General features: G+C 64.9%; 13 protein-coding genes and 2 tRNA genes. 5 read left to right on the forward strand and 10 right to left on the reverse strand.

Going from position 1 to position 22,570, the window contains the following annotated elements:
* Positions 1-56: 56 nt before the first annotated feature.
* The gene (locus tag ACI48I_RS16855; protein ID WP_193685885.1) at positions 57-836 is read left to right on the forward strand and encodes a peptidylprolyl isomerase; all 780 of its coding nucleotides are present in this window, start codon (positions 57-59) and stop codon (positions 834-836) included.
* Positions 837-1,085: 249 nt separating this feature from the next.
* On the opposite strand, the gene purL is transcribed toward ACI48I_RS16855, so the two are convergent.
* Positions 1,086-5,111, reverse strand: a complete 4,026-nt coding sequence (gene purL / locus ACI48I_RS16860) for a phosphoribosylformylglycinamidine synthase (protein WP_498574853.1) — start codon at positions 5,109-5,111, stop codon at positions 1,086-1,088.
* A 177-nt stretch (positions 5,112-5,288) separates the two neighbouring features.
* Between purL and ACI48I_RS16865 the strand changes: the two genes are divergently transcribed.
* Positions 5,289-6,908: a tetratricopeptide repeat protein gene (locus tag ACI48I_RS16865; RefSeq protein WP_498574854.1), complete on the forward strand. Its 1,620-nt coding sequence runs from the start codon at positions 5,289-5,291 to the stop codon at positions 6,906-6,908.
* Positions 6,909-6,920: 12 nt separating this feature from the next.
* On the opposite strand, the gene ACI48I_RS16870 is transcribed toward ACI48I_RS16865, so the two are convergent.
* Complete coding sequence (locus tag ACI48I_RS16870; protein WP_498574855.1) at positions 6,921-10,520, reverse strand: hydantoinase B/oxoprolinase family protein; 3,600 nt, start codon at positions 10,518-10,520, stop codon at positions 6,921-6,923.
* Between the two features lie 96 nt (positions 10,521-10,616).
* Here ACI48I_RS16870 and ACI48I_RS16875 point away from each other — a divergent pair, with 96 nt between their 5' ends.
* Positions 10,617-12,125, forward strand: coding sequence for an NAD(P)H-hydrate dehydratase (locus tag ACI48I_RS16875; RefSeq protein ID WP_498574856.1), 1,509 nt, complete (start codon positions 10,617-10,619; stop codon positions 12,123-12,125).
* 201 nt (positions 12,126-12,326) lie between these two features.
* Here ACI48I_RS16875 and ACI48I_RS16880 read toward each other — a convergent pair whose 3' ends face one another.
* Positions 12,327-13,043: an ABC transporter ATP-binding protein gene (locus ACI48I_RS16880; RefSeq protein WP_498574857.1), complete on the reverse strand. Its 717-nt coding sequence runs from the start codon at positions 13,041-13,043 to the stop codon at positions 12,327-12,329.
* On the opposite strand from ACI48I_RS16880, the gene ACI48I_RS16885 reads away from it, so the two are divergent.
* Both ACI48I_RS16885 and mnmH read left to right on the forward strand, forming a co-directional pair.
* Positions 13,042-13,665 carry an arylesterase gene (locus tag ACI48I_RS16885; RefSeq protein WP_193685891.1) on the forward strand — a complete coding sequence of 208 codons (624 nt, stop codon included), beginning with the start codon at positions 13,042-13,044 and terminating at the stop codon, positions 13,663-13,665. The two genes, ACI48I_RS16880 and ACI48I_RS16885, sit on opposite strands and share 2 nt — an antisense overlap.
* Entirely contained in the window at positions 13,665-14,720 is a 1,056-nt protein-coding gene (mnmH, locus tag ACI48I_RS16890) for a tRNA 2-selenouridine(34) synthase MnmH (protein WP_193685892.1), read from the forward strand. Before ACI48I_RS16885 ends, mnmH begins: the two co-directional genes overlap by 1 nt.
* A 113-nt stretch (positions 14,721-14,833) precedes the next feature.
* Here the strand turns inward: mnmH and ACI48I_RS16895 are convergent, their stop codons facing one another.
* From ACI48I_RS16895 to clpP, 7 genes are all read right to left on the reverse strand, one after another.
* Positions 14,834-16,750 (reverse strand): SurA N-terminal domain-containing protein, encoded by a 1,917-nt coding sequence (locus tag ACI48I_RS16895; RefSeq protein ID WP_498574858.1) that lies wholly within the window; start codon positions 16,748-16,750, stop codon positions 14,834-14,836.
* Between the two features lie 117 nt (positions 16,751-16,867).
* Positions 16,868-16,944 (reverse strand) — tRNA-Asp (locus ACI48I_RS16900).
* A 17-nt stretch (positions 16,945-16,961) separates the two neighbouring features.
* Positions 16,962-17,038 (reverse strand) — tRNA-Asp (locus tag ACI48I_RS16905).
* Between the two features lie 105 nt (positions 17,039-17,143).
* The gene (locus ACI48I_RS16910; protein WP_193685894.1) at positions 17,144-17,416 is read right to left on the reverse strand and encodes an HU family DNA-binding protein; all 273 of its coding nucleotides are present in this window, start codon (positions 17,414-17,416) and stop codon (positions 17,144-17,146) included.
* A 374-nt stretch (positions 17,417-17,790) separates the two neighbouring features.
* Positions 17,791-20,199 (reverse strand): endopeptidase La, encoded by a 2,409-nt coding sequence (gene lon, locus ACI48I_RS16915; protein WP_193685895.1) that lies wholly within the window; start codon positions 20,197-20,199, stop codon positions 17,791-17,793.
* A 270-nt stretch (positions 20,200-20,469) separates the two neighbouring features.
* Positions 20,470-21,738: an ATP-dependent Clp protease ATP-binding subunit ClpX gene (gene clpX / locus ACI48I_RS16920; RefSeq protein WP_193685896.1), complete on the reverse strand. Its 1,269-nt coding sequence runs from the start codon at positions 21,736-21,738 to the stop codon at positions 20,470-20,472.
* 178 nt (positions 21,739-21,916) lie between these two features.
* Positions 21,917-22,534, reverse strand: a complete 618-nt coding sequence (gene clpP, locus ACI48I_RS16925; RefSeq protein WP_193685897.1) for an ATP-dependent Clp endopeptidase proteolytic subunit ClpP — start codon at positions 22,532-22,534, stop codon at positions 21,917-21,919.
* Positions 22,535-22,570: the final 36 nt, after the last annotated feature.

Consider the following 22,570-nt stretch of genomic DNA (forward strand, 5'->3'; position numbering starts at 1 on the left):
GCGCCGGCCTGTCGTCGCCAGCGGGCGACTTTTCGAGTTTTTATAGGATCTGAACAATGATTTTGAAGCCAACCCGCCTGTTGCTCGCCATGTCCTTTATCGTGGCAGCACCTGCCTTCGCCCAGAACGTTGCGACCGTGAACGGCAAGCCGATTCCGGCAGCGCGGGTCGACCAGATGGTCAAGCAGGTCGTCGCGCAAGGGCGTGCCACCGATTCGCCGCAGCTGCGCGAAATGATCAAGAAGGACCTGATCGGCCGTGAAGTGCTGATCCAGGAAGCCGACAAGCAAAACGTGGGCGCCCGTCCGGAAGTCAAGGCGGCCATCGACAACGCCCGCCAGAGCATCATCATCAACGCGATGCTGGCCGACTACGTCAAGAAGAACCCGGTCAAGGATGCCGACATCAAGGCCGAGTACGACAAGGCGAAAGCCGGCGCACCGGACAAGGAATACCACGCTCGCCACATCCTGGTCGAGAAGGAAGAAGACGCGAAAGCGATCATCGCCAAGCTCAAGGGCGGCGCCAAGTTCGAAGAGCTGGCCAAGCAGAGCAAGGATCCTGGCTCGGCTGCCAACGGCGGCGATCTCGGCTGGACCGACCCGGGCCGTTTCGTGCCTGAGTTCTCGAAGGCGATGACCTCCCTGCAAAAAGGCGCCATCACCGACACCCCGGTGAAGACCCAGTACGGCTACCACGTGATCAAGCTGGAAGAAGTGCGTCCACTGGCGATCCCGCCGCTGGACCAGGTCAAGCAGCAAGTCGCGGAACAACTGCAGCAGCGCAAGCTGGCGGAATACCGCGAGTCGCTGTTGAAGAAGGCCAAGATCCAGTAATCCGGATCGGCTGAACTGAGAAAGGCGCTTCCACGGAAGCGCCTTTTTTATTGCTGCCGGCCTTTTGCCCTTCGTAGGGTGGGCACGCCGTGCCCACGCGGCGATACGCATCGGCACCGTTTTCGTGCCCGCCGATCTTGCAGCCGCGTATCACCGCGTGCGCGTGGTGCTGGCATTTAGCCATCCCCACTGCCCACCCTACGAAAACGCCTCCCGAAGGAGGCGTTCTCATTCACGCTGGGCCTTGAATCAACCCACCCACTTGCGCGCATTGCGGAACATCCGCATCCACGGCGCGTCGTCGCCCCAGCCTGGGGGCGCCCACGAATGGACGGCCGTGCGGAACACGCGCTCGGCGTGCGGCATCATCGCCGTGAAGCGTCCGTCCGGCGTCGTCACCGCCGTCAGGCCGCCCGGCGAGCCGTTCGGGTTGAACGGATACTGCTCGGTCGCCTGGCCGCGGTTGTCGACATAGCGCAGCGACTGCGCTACCTGCCCGATATCCCCGGTCAGCGAGAAGTCGGCAAAGCCTTCGCCGTGGGCGATCGCGATCGGCGCCTGGGTGCCCGCCATGCCGGCGAAGAAGATCGACGGCGAGTCGAGCACTTCGACCATGCCGAAGCGCGCCTCGAACTGTTCCGACTTGTTGCGGGTGAACTTCGGCCAGGCGTGGGCGCCCGGGATGATCGATTTCAGGTTGGAGAGCATCTGGCAGCCGTTGCAGACGCCGAGTCCGAAGGTGTCCTGGCGCGCGAAGAAGGTGGCGAACTGGTCGGCCAGCTGGGTGTTGAACAGGATGGTCTTGGCCCAGCCCTCGCCCGCGCCCAGCACGTCGCCGTAGGAAAAGCCGCCCACCGCTATCACGCCGTGGAAGTCGGCGAGCCTGGCGCGGCCGGCGATCAGGTCGCTCATGTGGACGTCCACCGCCGTAAAGCCGGCCTGGTGCATCGCCCAGGCGGTCTCGATGTGCGAATTGACGCCCTGCTCGCGCAGGATGGCCACGCGCGGACGCACGCCCCTTGCAATGAAGGGCGCGGCGATGTTCTCGCTCGGGTCGAAGGTCAGCTTCGGCGTGATCCCCGGGTCCGACTCGTCCAGCAGGCGCTCGTATTCCTGGTCGGCGCAATCGGGATTGTCGCGCAGGCGCGCGATGCGCCAGCTGGTCTCCGACCACAGGCGGTGCAGGCTGCTGCGCTTCTGGTTGTAGATGACCTTCGCGTCGCGCGTAAACTCGATCGCGCCACGGTCGTTGACCTTGCCGATGATGTGGCTGCAGGCGCCGAGGTTCAGCTCGCGCAGCACGTTCATGACCGCGCTCTTGTCGTCCATGCGCACCTGCACCACGGCCCCGAGCTCTTCCGAGAACAGCGCGCGCAGCGTCATTTCGTTGCGGCGCTCGCCGACCTGTCCGGTCCAGTTCTTGGCGTCGCCCCAATCCGAGGCATGTTCGCCTTCCATGGTGAGGATGTCGAGATTGACCGACACGCCGGCGCGGCCGGCAAAGGCCATCTCGACCAGGGTGGCGAACAGGCCGCCGTCCGAACGGTCGTGGTAGGCGAGCAGCTTGCCTTCCTTGTTCAGGCGCTGGATCGCGGCGAAGAAGTTTTTCAGGTCGTCTGCCGAATCGACGTCCGGCACCGAATCGCCCAGCTGCTGGGTCACCTGGGCCAGGCTGGATGCGCCCATGCGGTTCTTGCCGCGGCCGAGGTCGATCAGCACCAGGGCCGTCTCGCCCAGGTCGGTGCGCAGCTGTGGCGTGAGCGAGGAACGCACATCCGGTACCGGCGCGAACGCGGAAACAATCAGCGAGACCGGGGAGATGACCGATTTCGCTTCACCCTCGTCGTTCCAGGTGGTGCGCATCGACAGCGAGTCCTTGCCGACCGGGATGCTGATGCCCAGCGCCGGGCACAGTTCCATGCCCACCGCCTTGACCGTGTCGAACAGCGCGGCGTCCTGGCCAGGCTGGCCGCAGGCCGCCATCCAGTTGGCGGACAATTTGATGTCTTCGATCGAAGCGATCGGGGCGCAAGCGATGTTCGTGATCGCCTCGCCCACGGCCATGCGGCCCGAGGCGGCGGCGTCGATCACGGCCAGCGGCGTGCGCTCGCCCATCGCCATCGCTTCGCCCGCGAAGCCTTCGTGGCTCATCGCGGTGACGGCGCAGTCGGCCACCGGCACCTGCCATGGACCGACCATCTGGTCGCGCACGGTCATGGCGCCGACGCTGCGGTCGCCGATGGTGATCAGGAAGGATTTGTCGGCCACGGTCGGCAGCAGCAGCACGCGGCGCGCGGCTTCCTCGAGCTCGATGCCGGTCAGGACGATGGCCGGCAGCGCGCGCTTCACATGCTCGACCTCGCGGGTCATCTTCGGCGGCTTGCCGAGCAGGACATCCATCGGCATGTCGACCGGCTTGTTACCGGCCAGCGGGTCGACGACCTGCAGCTGGCGCTCCTCGGTGGCCACACCGATGACGGCGAAGGGCGAACGCTCGCGCTCGCACAGCGAGGCGAACAGGTCCAGGTTGTCAGGCGAAATGGCAAGAACATAGCGCTCCTGCGATTCGTTCGACCAGATTTCCTTGGGCGCCATGCCCGATTCTTCCAGCTGAATCTTGCGCAGGTCAAAGATCGCGCCGCGCTTGGCGTCGTTCACGATTTCCGGGAAGGCATTCGACAGGCCGCCCGCGCCGACGTCGTGGATCGAGATGATCGGGTTGTCCTTGCCCAGCTGCCAGCAGCCGTTGATGACTTCCTGGGCCCGGCGTTCCATTTCCGGATTGCCGCGCTGGACCGAGTCGAAGTCCAGGTCCGCCGTATTCGTGCCGGTCGCCATCGAGGAGGCGGCCGAGCCGCCCATGCCGATGCGCATGCCCGGACCGCCAAGCTGGATCAGCAGGCTGCCCGGCGGGATGTCGTTTTTAAAGGTGTGCTGGTCGGAGATGTTGCCGATGCCGCCGGCGATCATGATCGGCTTGTGGTAGCCGTAGACGCCGCCGGCGGCCTGGGCGTTCTGCTCGTAGGTGCGGAAATAGCCGCCCAGGACAGGACGGCCGAATTCGTTACTGAAGGCGGCGCCGCCGAGCGGGCCGTCGATCATGATCTGCAATGGCGACGCGATGCGCTCAGGTTTGCCGTAGACAGGCGCCTCGTCCTTTTCGCCGGCGGCGGTAACGTCGGCAGCGTTTTCCCATGGACGCTGGGCATCGGGCAGCAGCAGGTTCGACACGGTGAAACCGGTCAGGCCGGCCTTTGGCTTGGCGCCGCGCCCGGTTGCGCCTTCGTCCCGGATTTCGCCGCCGGCGCCGGTCGAGGCGCCCGGGAAAGGAGAAATCGCGGTCGGGTGGTTGTGGGTCTCGACCTTCATCAGCGTGTGGGTCAGCTCGGTCAGCGGCGCGTATTCCCCGTCCGGGCGCGGGAAGAAGCGCGTGACGACGGCGCCTTCCATGATCGACGAGTTGTCGCTGTAGGCGACCACGGTGCCCTTCGGCTGCAGTTGGTGCGTGTTCTTGATCATGCCGAACAGCGACTTGTCCTGCTTCACCCCGTCGATGATCCAGTCGGCGTTGAAGATCTTGTGGCGGCAGTGCTCGCTATTAGCCTGGGCGAACATCATCAGTTCGACGTCGGTCGGATTCCGTCTGGCCCTGGTGAAGGCCTCGTACAGGTAGTCGATCTCGTCGATCGACATGGCAAGGCCCAGTTCCGTGTTGGCGCGTACCAGCGCCTCGCGGCCCTGCCCCAGCACGTCGATGGCTTCGAGCGGCTTGCCTTCGAGCTCCTGGAAAAGCCGGGATGCTTCGTCGGCGCTGCGCAGGACGGTTTCCGTCATGCGGTCGTGCAGCAAGGCGGCGACCTGCGCCAGTTCCTCGTCGGCCAGCTTCTTCGGTGCGCCGATGCTGCTGCCGAGGATGCCGCTTTTCAGCACCAGCGTGTAGGCCACGCCGCGCTCGATGCGGTGCACGTGGCGCATGCCGCAGTTGTGGGCGATATCGGTCGCCTTCGAGGCCCAGGGCGAAATCGTACCCAGGCGCGGGATGACGAAGAATTCGACGGTACTGCCTTCGTACAGCGTTTCCGGCACCGGCTCGCCATAGGTCAGCATGGCGGTCAGCTGCTGTGTATCGTCGATGGAAAGCGGCGCGGCGCTGTCGATGAAGTGGACAAATCGGGCCTGGACGGCGGCAATCGCGGGCGCGGCTGCTTGCAGTTGGGTCAGGAGGCGTTGGCTACGAAAGACAGACAGGGCATTGGAACCCGGCAGAATCAACATGGCTGGAAGTCGGTTGATGCAGCGTGGCTGCGGGTGGAAGATAGCCCGCTATTATACAGGGTTGATAATATTGCCCCCGCATAGGGGCGCTTTCGGTTGCCCGGCGGGATGGTTGTCGGTATTGTAGCGATTGATATTGACGACATAGGCGGCGTCCAGCGGCCGATGAAAGAGACGATGCAAGAGAACAGCCAACTGTCGGTACTGGTAATCGATCCCAACCCGGGCATGCGCAGCAACCTGCAGAACATGCTCAATGCCGCGGGCATCAACAAGATCGAATATGCCGTCAACTCGGGCACGGCGATTCGCCAGCTGACGCGGCGCGCCTACGACATCGTCCTCTGCGAATACGACCTGGGCAGCGGCGAGGGCCAGGACGGCCAGCAGCTGCTGGAAGACCTGCGCCACCACCGCCTGATCAGCCCCTGGGCGATCTTCATCATGCTGACCTCGGAAGCCGTGTACGGCAAGGTGATCGGCGCGGCCGAGCTGGCGCCGACCGATTATGTGCTCAAACCCTTTACCGCCGAGACGCTTGGGGCCCGCGTCGCGCGCGCCCTCGAGCGACGCGCCGTCTTCCTGCCGACTTATCAACTTGTGGCGCAGGGCAATGTACGGGAAGCGATCCGCTCCGCTGCGGCCGCCGAGATCGCCCATCCGCGCCACGCCCTCGAGTTCGCCCGCCTGCGCGCCGACCTGCACGTGAGCATCAAAGAACACGGCGAGGCCGAGCAGATCTACCGCAAGGTGCTCGACTACAAGCCGCTCGGCTGGGCCGGTCTCGGCTTGGCCCGGGCGCAGTTCGCGCAGGGCCGGGTCGAGGATGCGCGCGAGACGCTGCAGGTGCTGGTGGCCGCCAATCCGCGGCTGATGGCCGGCTACGACCTGCTGGCACGCTGCCACGAAGCGCTCGGGAACCAGGCCCAGGCGCAAAAGATCCTGGAGGAAGCGGTGGCGATCTCGCCGCACATGGTACGCCGCCTGCGCAAGCTCGGCGAAGTGGCGCTCGAGGCCGGGGACACGGCGGCTGCGGAAAAATCCTTCAAGCAGGTGGTGAGCAAGGCGCGCTATTCCGAGTTTCGCGATCCCGAAGACCATGTGCGGCTGGTCAAGGCGCTGGTGAAACGCGGCGACCTGGCGGGCGCGAGCGGCGTGGTGCGCGACCTCGAGCGCTCGATGAAGGCGAGTCCCGAGCTCGACGCCTGCGTCGCCGTGTCGAACGCGGCCCTGCACGACGCGGCCGGCAACCGGACGGCAGCCCTGGCCGATCTGCAAGGCGCGGTGTCGGCGGTACGCGCCGGCAGCGGCCTGTCTACAAGCCTGAAGCTGGGCCTGGTGCGGGCCTGCCTCGACCATCGCCTGGACCAGGGTGCGCAGGACGTCATGATGGCCGTGGTGAACGACGCCGACAGCGGCATCACCAGCGAGCATGCGCTGACCCTGTTTGCACAAGCCGGCCGGCGCGACCTGGCCGATGGCGTCCAGCAGCAGCTCAAGGCCCAGGCCCAGATCCTGCTCGGCGTCGCCGACGAGAAGCGCAACATGGGCGACGTACGCGGCGCCGTCCAGACCCTGCTCGAAGCCCTGCACATGGCGCCGTCGAACCTGCAGGTCACGATTGCCGTGGCCGGCGGCGTGCTCAGGCAAATCAACGAGCTCGGATGGGATCATCCGCTGGGCGAGCTGTGTTACGCCCAGCTCGAAAAGATCCGGGCCATCGACGCCCAGCATCCGAGACTGGGCCCGCTCGAGACCGAGTACCAGGCAATGCGCCGCAAGTACGGTATCTCGTAGGGACACTGGGGCTCACGCCTCTCCGTACCCTCCCCCGCCCGGCGTCTCGATCACGAACAGGTCCCCGGCCGCCATCTCGACCTTGCCGATATGGCCGACCTGCTCGACCCGCCCATCGGCACGCACGACCGTGTTGACGCCGCGCGCGCCCGGCTCGCCGCCCGCCATCCCGAAGGGCGCGTAGATCCGGTTGTTCGACAGGATCGCGGCCGTCATCGGTTCCAGGAAGCGCACCTGGCGCACGCCGCCCTTGCCGCCATGCCAGCGCCCGGCGCCGCCGGAACCGGGCCGGATCGCATAGCTCTCCAGCCGCACCGGGAAGCGGAACTCGAGGATCTCCGGATCGGTCAGGCGCGAATTGGTCATGTTGGTCTGCACGACGTCGGTGCCGTCGAAGCCCTCGCCCGCGCCGCTACCGCCCGAAATGGTCTCGTAGTATTGGTAGCGGGCGTTCCCGAACGTAAAATTGTTCATCGTGCCCTGCGAGGCCGCCATCACGCCCAGTGCCCCATATAAGGCGTTGGTGATGCAGGTCGAGGTCTCGACGTTGCCGGAAACGACAGAGGCCGGGTAATGCGGGTTGAGCATCGAGCCGGGCGGGATGATCACCTCGAGCGGCTTCAGGCAGCCGCCGTTGAGCGGGATCTCGTCCTCGACCAGGGTACGGAACACGTACAGCACCGCGGCCATGCAGACGGCGGACGGCGCGTTGAAATTGTTATCGAGCTGGCTTGACGTGCCGGTGAAGTCGATGCGGGCGCTGCGTGCGGCGCGGTCGACCGTGATCGCCACCGCGATGCGCGCGCCATTGTCCAGTTCCACGGTGAAGGCGCCGTCCTTCAGGGCCGTGATCACGCGCCGCACGGCTTCCTCGGCATTGTCCTGCACGTGGCCCATGTAGGCGCGCACGACATCGAGGCCGAAGTGCGCCACCATCCGCAGCAGCTCCTCGACGCCCTTCTGGTTGGCTGCGACCTGGGCGCGCAGGTCGGCCATGTTCTGGTCCGGATTGCGGGCCGGGTAGCGCGCGCCGTTCAACAGCGCACGCGCTTCGGCCTCGCGCAGGATGCCGTCGGCGCCGTCGACCAGCTTGAAGTTGTCGATCAGGACGCCCTCCTCCTCGATGTGGCGCGAGTCCGGCGGCATCGAGCCCGGCGTGGTGCCGCCGATGTCGGCGTGGTGGCCGCGCGACCCGACGTAGAACAGTATGTCGATGCCCGCTTCGTCGAACACGGGCGAGATCACCGTCACGTCCGGCAAGTGGGTGCCGCCGTTGTAGGGGTCGTTCAGCACATACACGTCGCCGGCCCGCATGCGGCCCGCATTCTCGCGCATCACGGTCTTGATGCTCTCGCCCATCGAGCCCAGGTGCACGGGCATGTGCGGCGCGTTCGCTACCAGGTTGCCGGCGGCATCAAAAATGGCGCAGCTGAAGTCGAGCCGCTCCTTGATGTTCACCGAATGGGCCGTGTTCTGCAGGCGCAGGCCCATCTGCTCGGCGATCGACATGAACAGGTTGTTGAAGATCTCGAGCATGACCGGATCGGCCGTGGTGCCGATCGCGCGCCGCTCGGGCAGCGCCTGCACGCGGCGCAGCACAAGGTGATTGTAGGGCGTGACCTCGGCCTGCCAGCCGGCCTCGATGACCGTCGTCGCATTGTCCTCGGCGACGATGGCCGGACCGTCGATGCGGTCGCCGGGCCGCAGGTCCGCGCGCCGGTAGATCGCGGTCGCGCGCCATTCGCCGGCGCCGAACATGGGCACCGTGTCGAAGGGGTGCAGGCCGCCGTCGCGCGGCATGACCGGGGCGATCGTCTCCGGCGGCGCTTCCGAGCGTCCCAACGCTTCCACCGACACCGCTTCCACGATCAATGCGCGCGAGGGCATCAGGAAGGAGAAGCGGCGTTTATAGGCGGCTTCGAACCGGGCCTGCATGGCCTCCGGCGCAGCGAAGTCCACCACCAGCGCCGAATCCGTGCCCTCGTAGCGCAGGTGCACGCGCTTGACGACGTCGATGCGCGCGTCATCCACGCCTTGGGCGCGCAGGTCGCCGCTCGCGGCCTTGGCCAGGGTGTCGAGGCGTGCGGCCAGCGCTTCGCTGTCGGCCGCACCCAGGCGCTCCTCGACCGCCTGCTCGCGCATCGCGCTCTGGTCGGCCAGGCCCATGCCGTAGGCCGACAGCACGCCCGCCAGGCCATGGACGAAGACCGTCTTCATGCCGAGGGCGTCGGCCACCAGGCAGGCATGCTGGCCGCCGGCGCCGCCGAAGCTGGTCAGCGCATATTCCGTGACGTCGTGGCCGCGCTGCACCGAGATCTGCTTGATGGCGTTGGCCATGTTCCCGACCGCGATCTGGATGAAGCCTTCGGCGACCTGTTCGGGCGTACGCTCGTCGCCTGTGGCTGCGGCGATCTCGCGCGCCATTTCCTCGAACCTGGCGCGCACGACGCCGGCGTCGAGCGCTTCGTTCCCGCCCGGTCCGAACAGGTGCGGAAACTGCCCCGGCTGGATTTTACCCAGCATCAGGTTGGCGTCGGTGACCGTCAGCGGCCCGCCGCGGCGGTAGCTGGCCGGGCCCGGATTGGCGCCGGCGCTGTCGGGGCCGACGCGGTAGCGGCTGCCGTCGAAATGCAGGATCGAGCCGCCGCCGGCCGCCACCGTGTGGATGCTCATCATCGGCGCGCGCATCCGCACGCCGGCGACCTGGGTCTCGAACACCCTTTCGAATTCCCCCGCATAGTGCGAGACATCGGTCGAGGTGCCGCCCATGTCGAAGCCGATGACGCGCTCGAAGCCGGCCAGCCGGCTCGCACGCACCATGCCGACGATGCCGCCCGCGGGGCCGGACAGGATGCTGTCCTTGCCCTGGAAGGCGCGCGCATCGGTCAGTCCCCCGTTCGACTGCATGAACTGCAGGTGCACGCCCGGCAGTTCGGCCGCGACCTGGTCGACATAGCGGCGCAGGATCGGCGACAGGTAGGCGTCGACCACGGTGGTGTCGCCGCGCGCGACCAGCTTCATCATCGGACTGACCTCGTGCGACACCGAGACCTGGGTAAAGCCGATCTCGCGCGCGATGCGGGCGACTTCGGCTTCGTGCCGCGTATGGCGGTAACCGTGCATGAAGACGATCGCCAGCGCGCGGGTGCCGCTGTCGAACACCGCCTGCAGCTCGGTCCGCGCCTTCGCCGCGTCGAGCTCGCGCACGGTCTCGCCGTGCGCGCCGATGCGCTCGTCGACCTCGACCACCTGGCCGTACAGCAGCTCGGGCAGCACGATGTGGCGTTCGAACAGCCTGGGACGGTTCTGGTAGGCGATGCGCAGCGCGTCCCGGAAGCCGCGCGTGATCGCCAGCGCCGTGGGTGCGCCCTTGCGCTCGAGCAGCGCGTTGGTCGCGACCGTCGTACCCATCTTGACGGCCCCGATGCGTTCAGCCGGCAGTGGCTGGCCGGGCGCCACGTTCAACAGATGGCGGATGCCCGCTACGGCGGCGTCGCGGTACTGCTCCGGGTTCTCGGAGAGCAGCTTGTGCGTCGTGAGGCTGCCGTCTGGGCGGCGCGCCACGATATCGGTAAAGGTGCCGCCGCGGTCGATCCAGAACTGCCAATCCATTCCTTACTCCATGCGCTGTCAGGTATGCTCCTATTGTATTCGCCCCTCGCGCCAAAATTGGCGAAAATGCACTGTTGGTACCACTTTGGAGTCCGGATGGACAATCGTCTTTACAGCGTGGCGCAGATTCGCGCCACGGAAGCCGCCGCGGCGGAAAGCCTTGAACCGGGCGCATTGATGCGCCGCGCCGGGCGTGCCGGCGCGGATGCCGCCCTCGAGCTGCTCGGCGGCGCACGGGAACGGCCGGTGCTGGTGCTGGCCGGCCCCGGCAACAATGGCGGCGACGCCCTCGAGCTGGCGGCCAACCTGGGCGAAGCCGGGGTCGACGTCGTCGTGCTGCACCTGGCCGGCAGCGGCAAGGTGTCCACCGAGGCGGCCCAGGCCCTGGCGCGCGCCCGCGCCAGCCGCGCCAACTTCGCCGACGTCGCACCCGACGTGCGCGACTGGGCGCTGGTGGTCGACGGCCTGTTCGGCATCGGCCTGCAACGGCCGCTCGAGGGCCGCTACCGCGACCTGGTGAGCGCCATCGACGGCGTGCGCTGCCCGGTGCTGGCGCTCGACGTGCCGAGCGGCCTGGACGCGGACAGCGGCGCGGTTGTCGGTCCGAACGGCGTCGCCGTCCACGCCACCCATACGATCACCTTCATCGGCGACAAGCCGGGCCTGCACACGGCCGAGGGCCGCGACCATGCGGGACAGGTGCAGGTGGCCGGCCTCGAGCTCGATGAAGCCCTGTTCGAGCCCGCGCAAGCCTGCATCGGCTCGCCCGCGCTGTTCGCAGCCAGCCTCGCGCCGCGGCGCCAGAATTCGCACAAGGGACAGTTCGGCGACCTGGCTGTGGTCGGCGGCGCCCGCGGGATGACCGGGGCCGCGGTGCTGGCCGCGCGCGGCGCGCTGTACGCCGGCGCCGGACGCGTGTTCGCGGTGACGATCGATCCGGCCCCCGCCTTCGATCCGGTGCATCCCGAACTGATGTTCCGCCTTGCCCACGACTTCGACTTCGCCGGCCGCGTGCTGGTGCTCGGCCCCGGCATGGGCGACGCGATGGAGGCGATGCGCGCACTCGGCCACGGCATCGACAGCGCGGCGCCGATCGTGCTCGACGCCGACGCCCTCAACCTGGTCGCGGCCAGCACCGAACTGCAGGCGCGCCTGACACGGCGCCAGGCGGCTACCCTGGTCACGCCGCATCCGCTGGAAGCGGCGCGCCTGCTGGGCAGCTCGGCGGCCGAGGTGCAGGCAGACCGGCTGGGGGCGGCGCGCAGGCTGGCCAAGCGCCTGCAGGCGGTCGTGGTGCTCAAGGGGGCCGGCAGCGTGATCGCGCGGCCGGATGGCGAGATCGTGATCAACCCGACCGGTAATCCGGGCCTGGCGACGGGCGGCAGCGGCGACGTGCTGGCGGGCGTATGCGGCGCACTGCTGGCGCAGGGCTGGCCGGCCTGGGAGGCGGCGATCGGGGCCGTGTGGATGCACGGGGCGGCGGCGGACCGGCTGGTCGATGAAGGTATCGGGCCGGTCGGAATGACGGCCGGGGAATTGCCGGCGGCGGTGCGGGCCGTATTCAACGGCTTGATCCGGGAGCGCGGCCAGGCACGCGCCCGTTGACGCGTGGGGCGAGCGGGGAATTCGGACAGCATGCTGTCCGCCCGCGGAGCGCCCTGCCCGTGAGGCAGGGCACGACTGCCCACCCTACGTTACGCAAGGGCCGAGGGCTGCAATCGAGACGGCGGTGCACCGTAGGGTGGGCACCTCTGCCCACGCGTCAACGCACGGATGCAAGTCGAAACGTGCTTCGATGCGTACTGACTAAACCAGCTTCCCCGCCGCAATCGTAATCGTCCGCCCACACCGTGCCGCCATCGCGGGATCGTGCGTGACGAGCACCAGGGTCGACCCGCGTTCGCGATTGAGTTCGAACATCAGCTGGATGATGGCCTCCCCGGTCGCCGCATCCAGGCTGCCGGTGGGCTCGTCCGCGAACAGCAGCGGCGGCTCGGTCACGAAGGCGCGCGCCAGGGCCACGCGCTGCTGCTCGCCGCCGGACAGGTATTTCGGATAATGGCGCAGCCGGCTGGACAGGCCGACGCGGCCCAGCATCGCTTCCGCTTTTGCCCGCGCCTGGCCGTCGCCGCGCAATTCGAGCGGCAGCATCACGTTTTCGAGCGCGTTCAAATGCGCCAGCAGCTGGAAGGACTGGAACACGAAACCGAGCCTGGCCTTGCGAAACGCGGCGCGTCCATCCTCGTCGAGCGCGAAGATATCGGTGCCGCCCAGCAGCACGCGGCCGCCGCTCGGGGTGTCGAGACCGGCCAGCAGACCGAGCAGGGTCGACTTGCCGGAACCCGAGGCGCCGACGATCGCGAGCGTCTCGGCCGGTTGCACGGTAAAATCGATGCTGTGCAGGATGGTGAGTTCGCCGCTGGCGTCCGCCACCCGCTTGGACAGGCCTTCCACCTGGATTGCAGCCGCCCCGTCTGTCGCGGCGGAGTCCGTATATTTGAAAGCCTCGGGATGATCGCGCATGCTCTCTTTTCTCAATAAATTCACTGTCGCGGCAGCCCTCGTGGCTGCTTCGGCGAGCGCTTATTCTGCACCAAAAACCGTACTCGTGGTGGGCGACAGCCTGTCGGCCGAATATGGCCTCACACGCGGCGCCGGCTGGGTCGCCCTGCTCGAACAGAAGCTGAAAAGCGAAAAGATCGACGCCAACATCGTGAACGCCAGCATCAGCGGCGAGACCACCAGCGGCGGGCGAGCGCGGCTGCCCGCCCTGCTCAATGCGCACAAGCCCCAGATCGTCGTCATCGAACTCGGCGCCAACGATGGCCTGCGCGGATTGCCGGTCGACGCCGCCTCGACCAACCTGCGCGAAATGATCACGATGGCGCAGAAGCATCGCGCCAAGGTCATGTTGATCGGCATGCGCATGCCGCCGAACTATGGCCGTGCGTACACGGAGCGCTTCTTCGGCATGTTCAGCACGCTCTCGAAGGAATACAAGGCGCCGCTGGTGCCCTTCATGCTGGAAGGCGTGGCCGACAAGCCGGCGCTGTTCCAGGCCGACCGCCTGCACCCGAGCGCGCAGGCACATCCAATTATCCTGAATAACATCTGGCCGACTTTCTCGACACTGATCACCAAATAATGAAATATCCCGCCGTACTGAGCTTTGCCGACATCCTTCCCGAACTCGACCGCTTCGACACCATCATCGACGCCCGCAGCGAGGGCGAGTTCGCGCTCGACCACTTGCCCGGCGCCATCAACTGCCCGGTCCTGAACGACGAGGAGCGGGTGCGGGTCGGCACGCTCTACAAGCAGGTCGGCGCCTTCGAGGCCAAGAAGGTCGGCGCGGCCCTGGTCGCGCGCAACATCGCGCGCCATCTGGACGAGCGCTTCGGCGACAAGCCGAAGGACTGGAAGCCCCTCGTCTACTGCTGGCGCGGCGGCAACCGCAGCGGCTCGCTGGCCCACATCCTGGCCAAGATCGGCTGGCCGGCGATCCAGCTCGACGGCGGCTACAAGGCCTACCGCGCCGCCGTGAGCGCCGCCCTGGCCGCGCCGCCGGACCTGGAATGGCGGGTCATCTGCGGCACCACCGGCAGCGGCAAGAGCCGCCTGCTGGAGACCCTGGACGGGATCGGCGCCCAGGTGCTCGACCTCGAGCGCCTGGCGGCCCACCGCGGCTCGGTGCTCGGCCACCTGCCCGACGAGCCGCAGCCGACCCAGAAGATGTTCGAGACCCGGATCTGGAACAAGCTGCGTCATTTCGACCCGAGCCGTCCCGTGTTCGTCGAATCCGAGAGCAAGAAGGTCGGCAACCTGCGCGTGCCGGACGCCGTCATGGAGCGCATGCGCGCGGCGCCCTGCGTGGCCCTGACGCTGTCGCGCCCGAACCGGGTGCGCCTGCTGATGGAAGACTACGAACACTTCGCGCGCGACCCGCAAGCCCTGAACGGCCAGCTCGACCACCTGGTCCAGCTGCACGGCCGCGCCCGGATCGACGAATGGCACGCCCTGGCCAACAGCGGCGCGATGCCGGAGCTGGTCGACCAGCTGCTGGTCGAACACTACGACCCGGCCTACCTGCGTTCGATCGACCGCAATTTCGTCCAGTACGGGCAGGCGCGGGTGCTGGAGTTGAGTGATATCGGGCCGCAGGACTTCATGAAGGCGGCGCAGTCGCTGCACGCGGCCTGACCGACGCCGCGTAGGGTGGGCGCTCCGTACCCACCTGCGGCGAGACGTAAAAAAACCCGGACACGCGAGCGTCCGGGTTTTTTTGTATGTGACTCAGGCCCGCAGGCCTGCGCTTACTGCGCCTTGGCCGCCTCTTCGCCTTTGGCGACATTGATCTTCACCTTGGACTTCGCCTTGATCGCTTCCACGAAGTTGTACAGTTCCGCCTGGCCGACCAGGCCGCCGATCTGCTGTGCTTCCTGGGCGCGGCGGGCGGCGTCCGGCTGGGCCGGCTGCGAGACCTTGCCGATGCGGTAGACGCCATAGCCCTGGCCCGGCAGCTCGACACCGACATAGGCCGGCAACTTGGTCACGTCGGCCTTGAACACGGCCAGCGCACCGGCGGTGTTGATCGCCGGCTGCCTGGTGCGCGACAGGACCTTCGCTTCGCCGAAACCGGTGGCGTCGCCGGACGCCTTGGCGGCGGCCAGTTTCGCTTCGCCGGCCTGGCGTGCCAGGCGCAGCGCTTCTTCCTGGGTCACGCGCTGGCGGATCTGCGACTCGACCTGCGCCATCGGCAGTTTCGAGGCCGGGTGGAACTCGACCACGCGGCCGGCGATCAGGACCGCAGGCGCGACTTCGACGGCTTCCGTGTTGCGCTTGTTCTTGATGGCGTCCGTCGAGAACAGGGCCGTCAGGAATTTCTCGTTGTTGAACGGCGCGGCGCCCAGTTGCGGATTCGGCTTGCGGTTCAGGTTCTCGGCGGTCTGGATCTTCAGGCCCAGCTTGTCGGCCGTCGGCTTCAGGCTGTCCGACTGCTCGTAGACGCTGTTGTTGAACTGCTCGGCCAGCTCCGAATACTTCTTCGACAGCTTCGACTTCTTCACTTCGGCAGCGATCTCGTCCTTCGCATCCGCGAGCGACTTCTGCGTCTGCGGCTTGATCGAGGTGAGCTTGATGATGTGGTAGCCGAATTCCGACGGCACGATGCCGCTGATCTCGCCTTCCTTCAGGCCGTAGATCGCGTCTTCCATCGACTTGCCGAAGGTGCCGCGTTCGATCGGGCCCAGGTCGCCGCCGCGGCTTGCCGACTCGGCATCCTGCGACTGGCTCTTCGCGATCGCCGCGAAGTCGGCCGGGTTCTTGCGCACCTCGGCCAGCACGGCTTCGGCTTTCGCCTTGGCCGCGGCTTCCTCGGCCGGCTTGGCGCCCTGCGCCTTGGTGATCAGGATGTGGCTGGCGGTACGCTGTTCCGGCGTGGTGAAGCGCTTCTTGTTGGTTTCGTAGAACTGGGCGATTTCGGCGTCGCTGACGCTGACCTGGCTTTCCACGGCGCCGGCGTCGAGCACGATGTACTCGGCCTTCACGCTTTCCGGAATCTGGAACAGGCTGGCGTTCTTGTCGTAGAAGGCCTTGACCATGTCGTCGGTGACCTTGACCTGCGCCAGGTACTGGGCCGCCGGGAAAATCAGTTCCTGGACTTCGCGTTCCTGGTCGTTGATGTCCGAGACGCGGCTCGCCACCGAACGCGGCACGAATGCGGTGGCCTGGACCGAGCCTGCCAGCTGCTGGATCGCCATGTCGCGGCGCATGCGCGCCTCGAAGACTGGCGCCGTCATGCCCTGCGCGGCCAGCGCGGCGCGATAGGCGTCCATGTCAAAGCTGCCGTCCGGCTTCTTGAAGGCGCCCATCTCGGCAATGGCCTTGGCGATACTGGTGTCGCCGACGGTCAGGTTGCTGCGCGCGATTTCGGCGTTGACGGCACGTTCGGCAACCAGGTTTTCGAGCACTTCGCGCTTGGCTTCGGGCGTGTCGAACAGTTTCTGGTCGAATTGTGGACCCATCTGCTGGCGCGCCTGGTCGATCTGCTTGCGCTGCGCATCGTCCCACTCCTGCTGGGTGATCTTGCGGCCATCGACGGTCGCGACGCCCGCACCGCTGTCACCACGGTTCTGGTAGCTCTCCACGCCGACGAGCACGAACGAGGGAATGATCAGCAACAGCAGGACGAACTGCAATATGCGCTTGTTATTACGTACAAAATCAAACATGGTCCACCAATCGCTGTAGAAATGGCTTCAAAGCACAAGTTAAAAAAAAAGGCGAACTCGCGTTCGCCTCTTCTCATTGAAACGCTCTTTCCGAGCATTTCGAATACTGCTGAAATCTGGCGGAGCGGACGGGGCTCGAACCCGCGACCCCCGGCGTGACAGGCCGGTATTCTAACCAACTGAACTACCGCTCCAAATTCGTTGTATGCCGTGGCGGAGCGGACGGGGCTCGAACCCGCGACCCCCGGCGTGACAGGCCGGTATTCTAACCAACTGAACTACCGCTCCACGAACATACTGGGTACTGCATCACCCTCAAGAAAGAAAGCCGAGAGGCTCATGCCCTCTACTCCTCAAAGGATGTTTTCTTTGCGTGTCACCGCAAAGAAGGCATTAGTTTACAGCATCTTTTAACGCTTTACCAGCCTTAAATTTCGGAACCTTTGCAGCCTTAATCTTGATCGGTTCCTTGGTGCGCGGATCGCGGCCGGTACGGGCCGCGCGTTCGCCGACGGTGAAGGTGCCGAAGCCGACCAGGGTCACGCTGTCGTTCTTCTTCAGGGTGTTCGTCACCGCTTCGATCATCGCATCCAGGGCACGGGTGGCCGAGGCCTTGGTAATGTCCGCGGATTTCGCGATTTCTTCGATCAGTTCAGTCTTGTTCACTCGTATCCTCTAGGTCGTTCTGACGCGGCGGCGCTGCGCCTTCCTGCAAAAAGTGCAAGCGCGTATTAAACAAGGGGGGATTGCTTCTGTCAAGCAACATTCACCGGTGAATGCTTGGGTGTGGCGAATTGTTGGCATTGGCATGGACGTGGGATGCTACCTTGGTGTCCGTGATAAACGGTTCGACCAGGCCGCGTTCGATAACGCGTGGGCATGCCCACCCTACGGTACGCAACAGTCTCGGCAGACGCACGACGTAGGGTGGGCATGCCCACGCGTAACGTAACCGATGCGGCGCCGCGCGGCGTTTTCATGGACGACGCGCGCGCAAAAAAGGCGCCCCGCAGGGCGCCTTTCATTCGACCAAACCTCGATCAGTGCTTGACGACGTCGCCCTGCCCGTCCGTTGCCGTCGCCGCTGGCGTGACCGGCACGGCCTGCACCTCGACGATGGCTTCCGGCTGGCGTTCCAGTGCGATTTCCAGCACCTTCTCGATCCAGCGAACGGGCACGATCTCGAGCTTGTTCTTGACGTTGTCCGGAATCTCGGCCAGGTCCTTCACGTTCTGCTCGGGGATCAGCACCGTCTTGATGCCGCCGCGATGCGCCGCCAGCAGCTTTTCCTTCAGGCCGCCGATCGGCAGCACTTCGCCGCGCAGCGTGATCTCGCCCGTCATCGCCACATCGGCACGCACCGGAATCCCGGTGAAGGCCGACACCAGCGCCGTCGTCATGCCGATACCGGCGGACGGACCGTCCTTCGGCGTCGCACCTTCCGGCACGTGGATGTGGATGTCGCTCTTTTCGAACGCTTCCGCCTTGATGCCGAAACGCTGGGCACGGCTACGAACCACCGTACGCGCCGCTTCGATCGATTCCTTCATCACGTCGCCCAGCGTACCGGTACGGATGATGCCGCCTTTACCAGGCACGTTCACGGCTTCGATCGTCAGCAGGTCGCCGCCGACTTCGGTCCAGGCCAGGCCGACCACCTGGCCAACCTGGTTTTCCTTCTCGGCCACGCCGAAATCATAGCGGCGCACGCCCAGGAACTTGTCCAGGTTCTTGCCGTTGACGATGACCGCCTTCTCGCTCTTTTTCAGGAGCAGCATCTTGACGACCTTGCGGCAGATCTTCGAGATTTCGCGCTCGAGCGAACGAACGCCGGCTTCGCGGGTGTAGTAGCGGATGATGTCGCGGATTGCCGACTCTTCCACCTTGATCTCGCCATCCTGCAGGCCGTTCGCCTTGACCTGCTTCGGCAGCAGGTAGCGCTGCGCGATGCTGGTCTTCTCGTCTTCGGTGTAACCCGACAGGCGGATGACTTCCATCCGGTCCAGCAGCGCCGGCGGGATGTTGAAGGAGTTCGAGGTCGCCACGAACATCACGTCCGACAGGTCGAAGTCGACTTCCAGGTAGTGGTCCGAGAAGGTGTGGTTCTGTTCCGGATCCAGCACCTCCAGCAGGGCCGACGACGGGTCGCCGCGGAAGTCCGCACCCATCTTGTCGATCTCGTCGAGCAGGAAGAGCGGGTTACGGACGCCGACTTTCGCCAGCGACTGCAGCACCTTGCCCGGCATCGAGCCGATGTAGGTACGGCGGTGGCCGCGGATCTCGGCTTCGTCGCGCACGCCGCCCAGGGCCATGCGCACGAACTTGCGGTTCGTGGCACGGGCGATCGACTGTCCGAGCGAGGTCTTGCCGACGCCTGGAGGGCCCACGAAGCACAGGATCGGGGCTTTCAGCTTGTCGACGCGCTGCTGGACTGCAAGGTATTCCAGGATGCGTTCTTTAATCTTGTCGAGGCCATAGTGCTCGGCTTCCAGCACTTTCTCGGCGTTCGACAGGTCGTTGGTGACCTTCGACTTCTTCTTCCACGGCAGCGACACCAGGGTGTCGATGTAGTTGCGCACGACGGTGGCTTCGGCCGACATCGGCGACATCAGCTTGAGCTTCTTGATCTCGGCGGTGGCCTTGTCGAGGGCCTCCTTCGGCATCTTGGCGGCGATGACTTTCTTCTCGAGCTCGTCGATGTCGGCACCGTCTTCGCCTTCGCCCAGTTCCTTCTGGATGGCCTTGACCTGTTCGTTCAGGTAGTACTCGCGCTGCGACTTCTCCATCTGGCGCTTGACGCGGCCACGGATGCGCTTCTCGACCTGCAGGATGTCCAGTTCGCCTTCCAGCTGGCCGAGCAGGTGCTCGAGGCGCTTGGCGACGTTGAAGATCTCCAGGATCACCTGCTTCTGCTCGAGCTTGAGCGGCAGGTGCGCGGCGACGGTGTCGGCCAGGCGGCCGGCGTCGTCGATGCCTGCCAGGGATGCGAGGATCTCGGGCGGGATTTTCTTGTTCAGTTTTACGTACTGGTCGAACTGCTGGACGATGGCACGGCGCATCGCCTCGACTTCGGAATCGTCGCCGATTTCCGAACGCAGCGGGGTCAGCTCGGCGACGAAATGGGTCGGCGCATCGCTGATGTGATCGATCCGGGCACGCTGGGAGCCTTCGACCAGCACCTTCACGGTACCGTCGGGCAGTTTCAACATTTGCAGGATGTTCGCGACGCAGCCGATCTCGTAGATGTCCGCGGCGGAAGGTTCGTCCTTGGCAGCAGCCTTCTGGGCGGCGAGCATGATGCTCTTGCCCTGTTCCATCGCGGCTTCAAGCGCCTTGATCGACTTCGGGCGGCCAACGAACAGGGGTATCACCATATGGGGAAATACGACCACGTCGCGCAACGGCAGCAGGGGCAGCGTCGTTTGCTCGGTTAATTTCGAAGTTGTCATGGTATACCTTATAAAAAGCGTGTAACGGATGTTGGGCGCACACGGTGAAAACTCAAGACCGTCCCAAAATAATTTCTATGAATAAAAAAACATATTCGCGAAATGCAATCTGGACGTTCCAATAAAATCCCGATTTGAAATGAAAAAGCCACCACGTGACGGTCGGTCACGAGTGGCTTTTCGATTGAAGCCGGATGCTTTTATTGAGGTAAATTGTACCGCCAAGCTCCCAGCGCACAAGTGGTTTTGTGGTTTCCGCGCGGATATTTTTTAATTTTCTCCGGACGCCTTTGCAGTTTCGCTATAAATCAACAGCGGCTTGGCGCCGTTCGTGATGGTATTTTCATCAACCACGACTTTCACCACGTTTTGCTGATTCGGCAATTCATACATGACGTCGAGCAGTGCGTGTTCCAGGATCGAACGCAGGCCGCGGGCACCGGTCTTGCGTGCCAATGCTTTTTTCGCAATTGCGTGCAAGGCCGCCGGACGGATTTCCAGTTCGGCGCCTTCCATTTCCAGCAATTTCGAATACTGCTTGATGAGCGCATTCTTCGGCTCGATCAGGATCTGGATCAGCGCTTCTTCCGTCAATTCGTTCAGCGTAGCTACGACAGGCAGACGGCCGACAAGTTCCGGAATCAGGCCGAATTTGATCAGGTCTTCAGGCTCGGCTTCCATCATGATTTCGCTGTTCGAACGCTGGGTGGCGCTCTTGACGCTGGCTGCGAAACCGATGCCGCCCTTTTCCGAACGGTTCTGCACGATCTTGGCCAGGCCGTCGAAAGCGCCGCCGCAGATGAACATGATGTTGGTCGTGTCGATCTGGACGAAGTCCTGGTTCGGATGCTTGCGCCCGCCCTGCGGCGGTACCGAGGCCATCGTGCCTTCGATCAGTTTCAGCAGCGCCTGCTGGACGCCCTCGCCCGACACATCGCGCGTGATCGACGGATTGTCCGATTTACGCGAAATCTTGTCGATCTCGTCGATGTAGACGATGCCGCGCTGGGCCTTTTCGACTTCGTAGTTACAGCTCTGCAGCAGCTTCTGGATGATGTTCTCGACGTCCTCGCCCACATAGCCCGCTTCGGTCAGCGTGGTCGCGTCGGCGATGACGAAAGGCACATTCAGCATGCGTGCCAGGGTCTGCGCCAGCAGGGTCTTGCCGGAGCCGGTCGGACCGACGAGCAGGATGTTGCTCTTGGCCAGCTCGACGTCATCCTTCTTGCCCAGGTGCTTGAGGCGCTTGTAGTGGTTGTACACAGCGACGGACAGGATGCGCTTCGCTGTCTGCTGGCCGATCACATATTGGTCGAGCAGTTCGGCGATTTCGTGCGGCGTCGGCAAATCGGACTTGGCGCCCGCCACCGATTCCACATTCGATGTCTCGTCGCGGATGATGTCGTTGCACAGGTCGATGCACTCGTCGCAGATAAAGACGGATGGTCCCGCGATGAGCTTTTTGACCTCGTGCTGGCTCTTGCCGCAGAACGAGCAGTACAGGAGCTTTTCGCCGCTGGAGGATTTTTTGTCAGACATGGGGGGCAGGTCTCAAGTGAAGTACTGGAAATATAACGCGCTTGCGGTGCACGCGACAATGCATGCGCACACCGCCATGCTACCCGAAATAAAAAACAAACGCCCGAACGTGTTGGCGCCCGGGCGTTTTTTAAGCAACACCTTGTGTCGGCTCAAGCGCGATTCAGGTGCGCTCAGTTCACGTTCGGTTGGTGAGCACCTTGTCGATCAGGCCATAATCCACCGACTCTTCCGCCGACATGAAGCGGTCGCGGTCGGTGTCCTTGTGGATCTGCTCGACGCTCTGGCCGGTGTTCTCGGCCATGATGCGTGCCAGGCGCTCGCGCAGGTAGAGGATTTCCTTGGCCTGGATTTCGATGTCCGAAGCCATGCCCTGCGATCCGCCGGACGGCTGGTGGATCATGACGCGCGAATTCGGCAGCGAGAAGCGCTTGCCCTTGGCGCCGGCGGCCAGCAGGAAGGCGCCCATCGAGGCAGCCAGGCCGGTGCACAGCGTCGAAACGTCGGGCTTGATGAAGTTCATCGTGTCGAAGATCGCCAGACCGGCCGAAACCGATCCGCCAGGCGAGTTAATGTAGAGCGAGATGTCCTTGTCGGGATTCTCGCTCTCCAGGAACAGCATCTGGGCGACGATCAGATTGGCCATCTGATCGTTGACAGGACCGACCAGGAAAATCACGCGCTCCTTGAGCAGACGCGAGTAAATGTCGTACGCGCGTTCGCCGCGGCCGCTTTGCTCAACTACCATCGGCACGAGGCCGAGTGCTTGGGTGTCCAATGCCGGATTACGGTTCATACCTGTCTCGTTCCTTGTAAGTAGGGCAAACTCGAA

Source organism: Massilia sp. LXY-5 (assembly GCF_059801075.1).

Bases quoted from the DNA above. Each gene is read 5' to 3' on its own strand.
- ACI48I_RS16855 (WP_193685885.1), top strand. From the start codon at position 57: ATGATTTTGAAGCCAACCCGCCTGTTGCTCGCCATGTCCTTTATCGTG.
- purL (WP_498574853.1), bottom strand. From the start codon at position 5,111: ATGTTGATTCTGCCGGGTTCCAATGCCCTGTCTGTCTTTCGTAGCCAA.
- ACI48I_RS16865 (WP_498574854.1), top strand. From the start codon at position 5,289: ATGCAAGAGAACAGCCAACTGTCGGTACTGGTAATCGATCCCAACCCG.
- ACI48I_RS16870 (WP_498574855.1), bottom strand. From the start codon at position 10,520: ATGGATTGGCAGTTCTGGATCGACCGCGGCGGCACCTTTACCGATATC.
- ACI48I_RS16875 (WP_498574856.1), top strand. From the start codon at position 10,617: ATGGACAATCGTCTTTACAGCGTGGCGCAGATTCGCGCCACGGAAGCC.
- ACI48I_RS16885 (WP_193685891.1), top strand. From the start codon at position 13,042: ATGCTCTCTTTTCTCAATAAATTCACTGTCGCGGCAGCCCTCGTGGCT.
- ACI48I_RS16880 (WP_498574857.1), bottom strand. From the start codon at position 13,043: ATGCGCGATCATCCCGAGGCTTTCAAATATACGGACTCCGCCGCGACA.
- mnmH (WP_193685892.1), top strand. From the start codon at position 13,665: ATGAAATATCCCGCCGTACTGAGCTTTGCCGACATCCTTCCCGAACTC.
- ACI48I_RS16895 (WP_498574858.1), bottom strand. From the start codon at position 16,750: ATGTTTGATTTTGTACGTAATAACAAGCGCATATTGCAGTTCGTCCTG.
- lon (WP_193685895.1), bottom strand. From the start codon at position 20,199: ATGACAACTTCGAAATTAACCGAGCAAACGACGCTGCCCCTGCTGCCG.
- clpX (WP_193685896.1), bottom strand. From the start codon at position 21,738: ATGTCTGACAAAAAATCCTCCAGCGGCGAAAAGCTCCTGTACTGCTCG.
- clpP (WP_193685897.1), bottom strand. From the start codon at position 22,534: ATGAACCGTAATCCGGCATTGGACACCCAAGCACTCGGCCTCGTGCCG.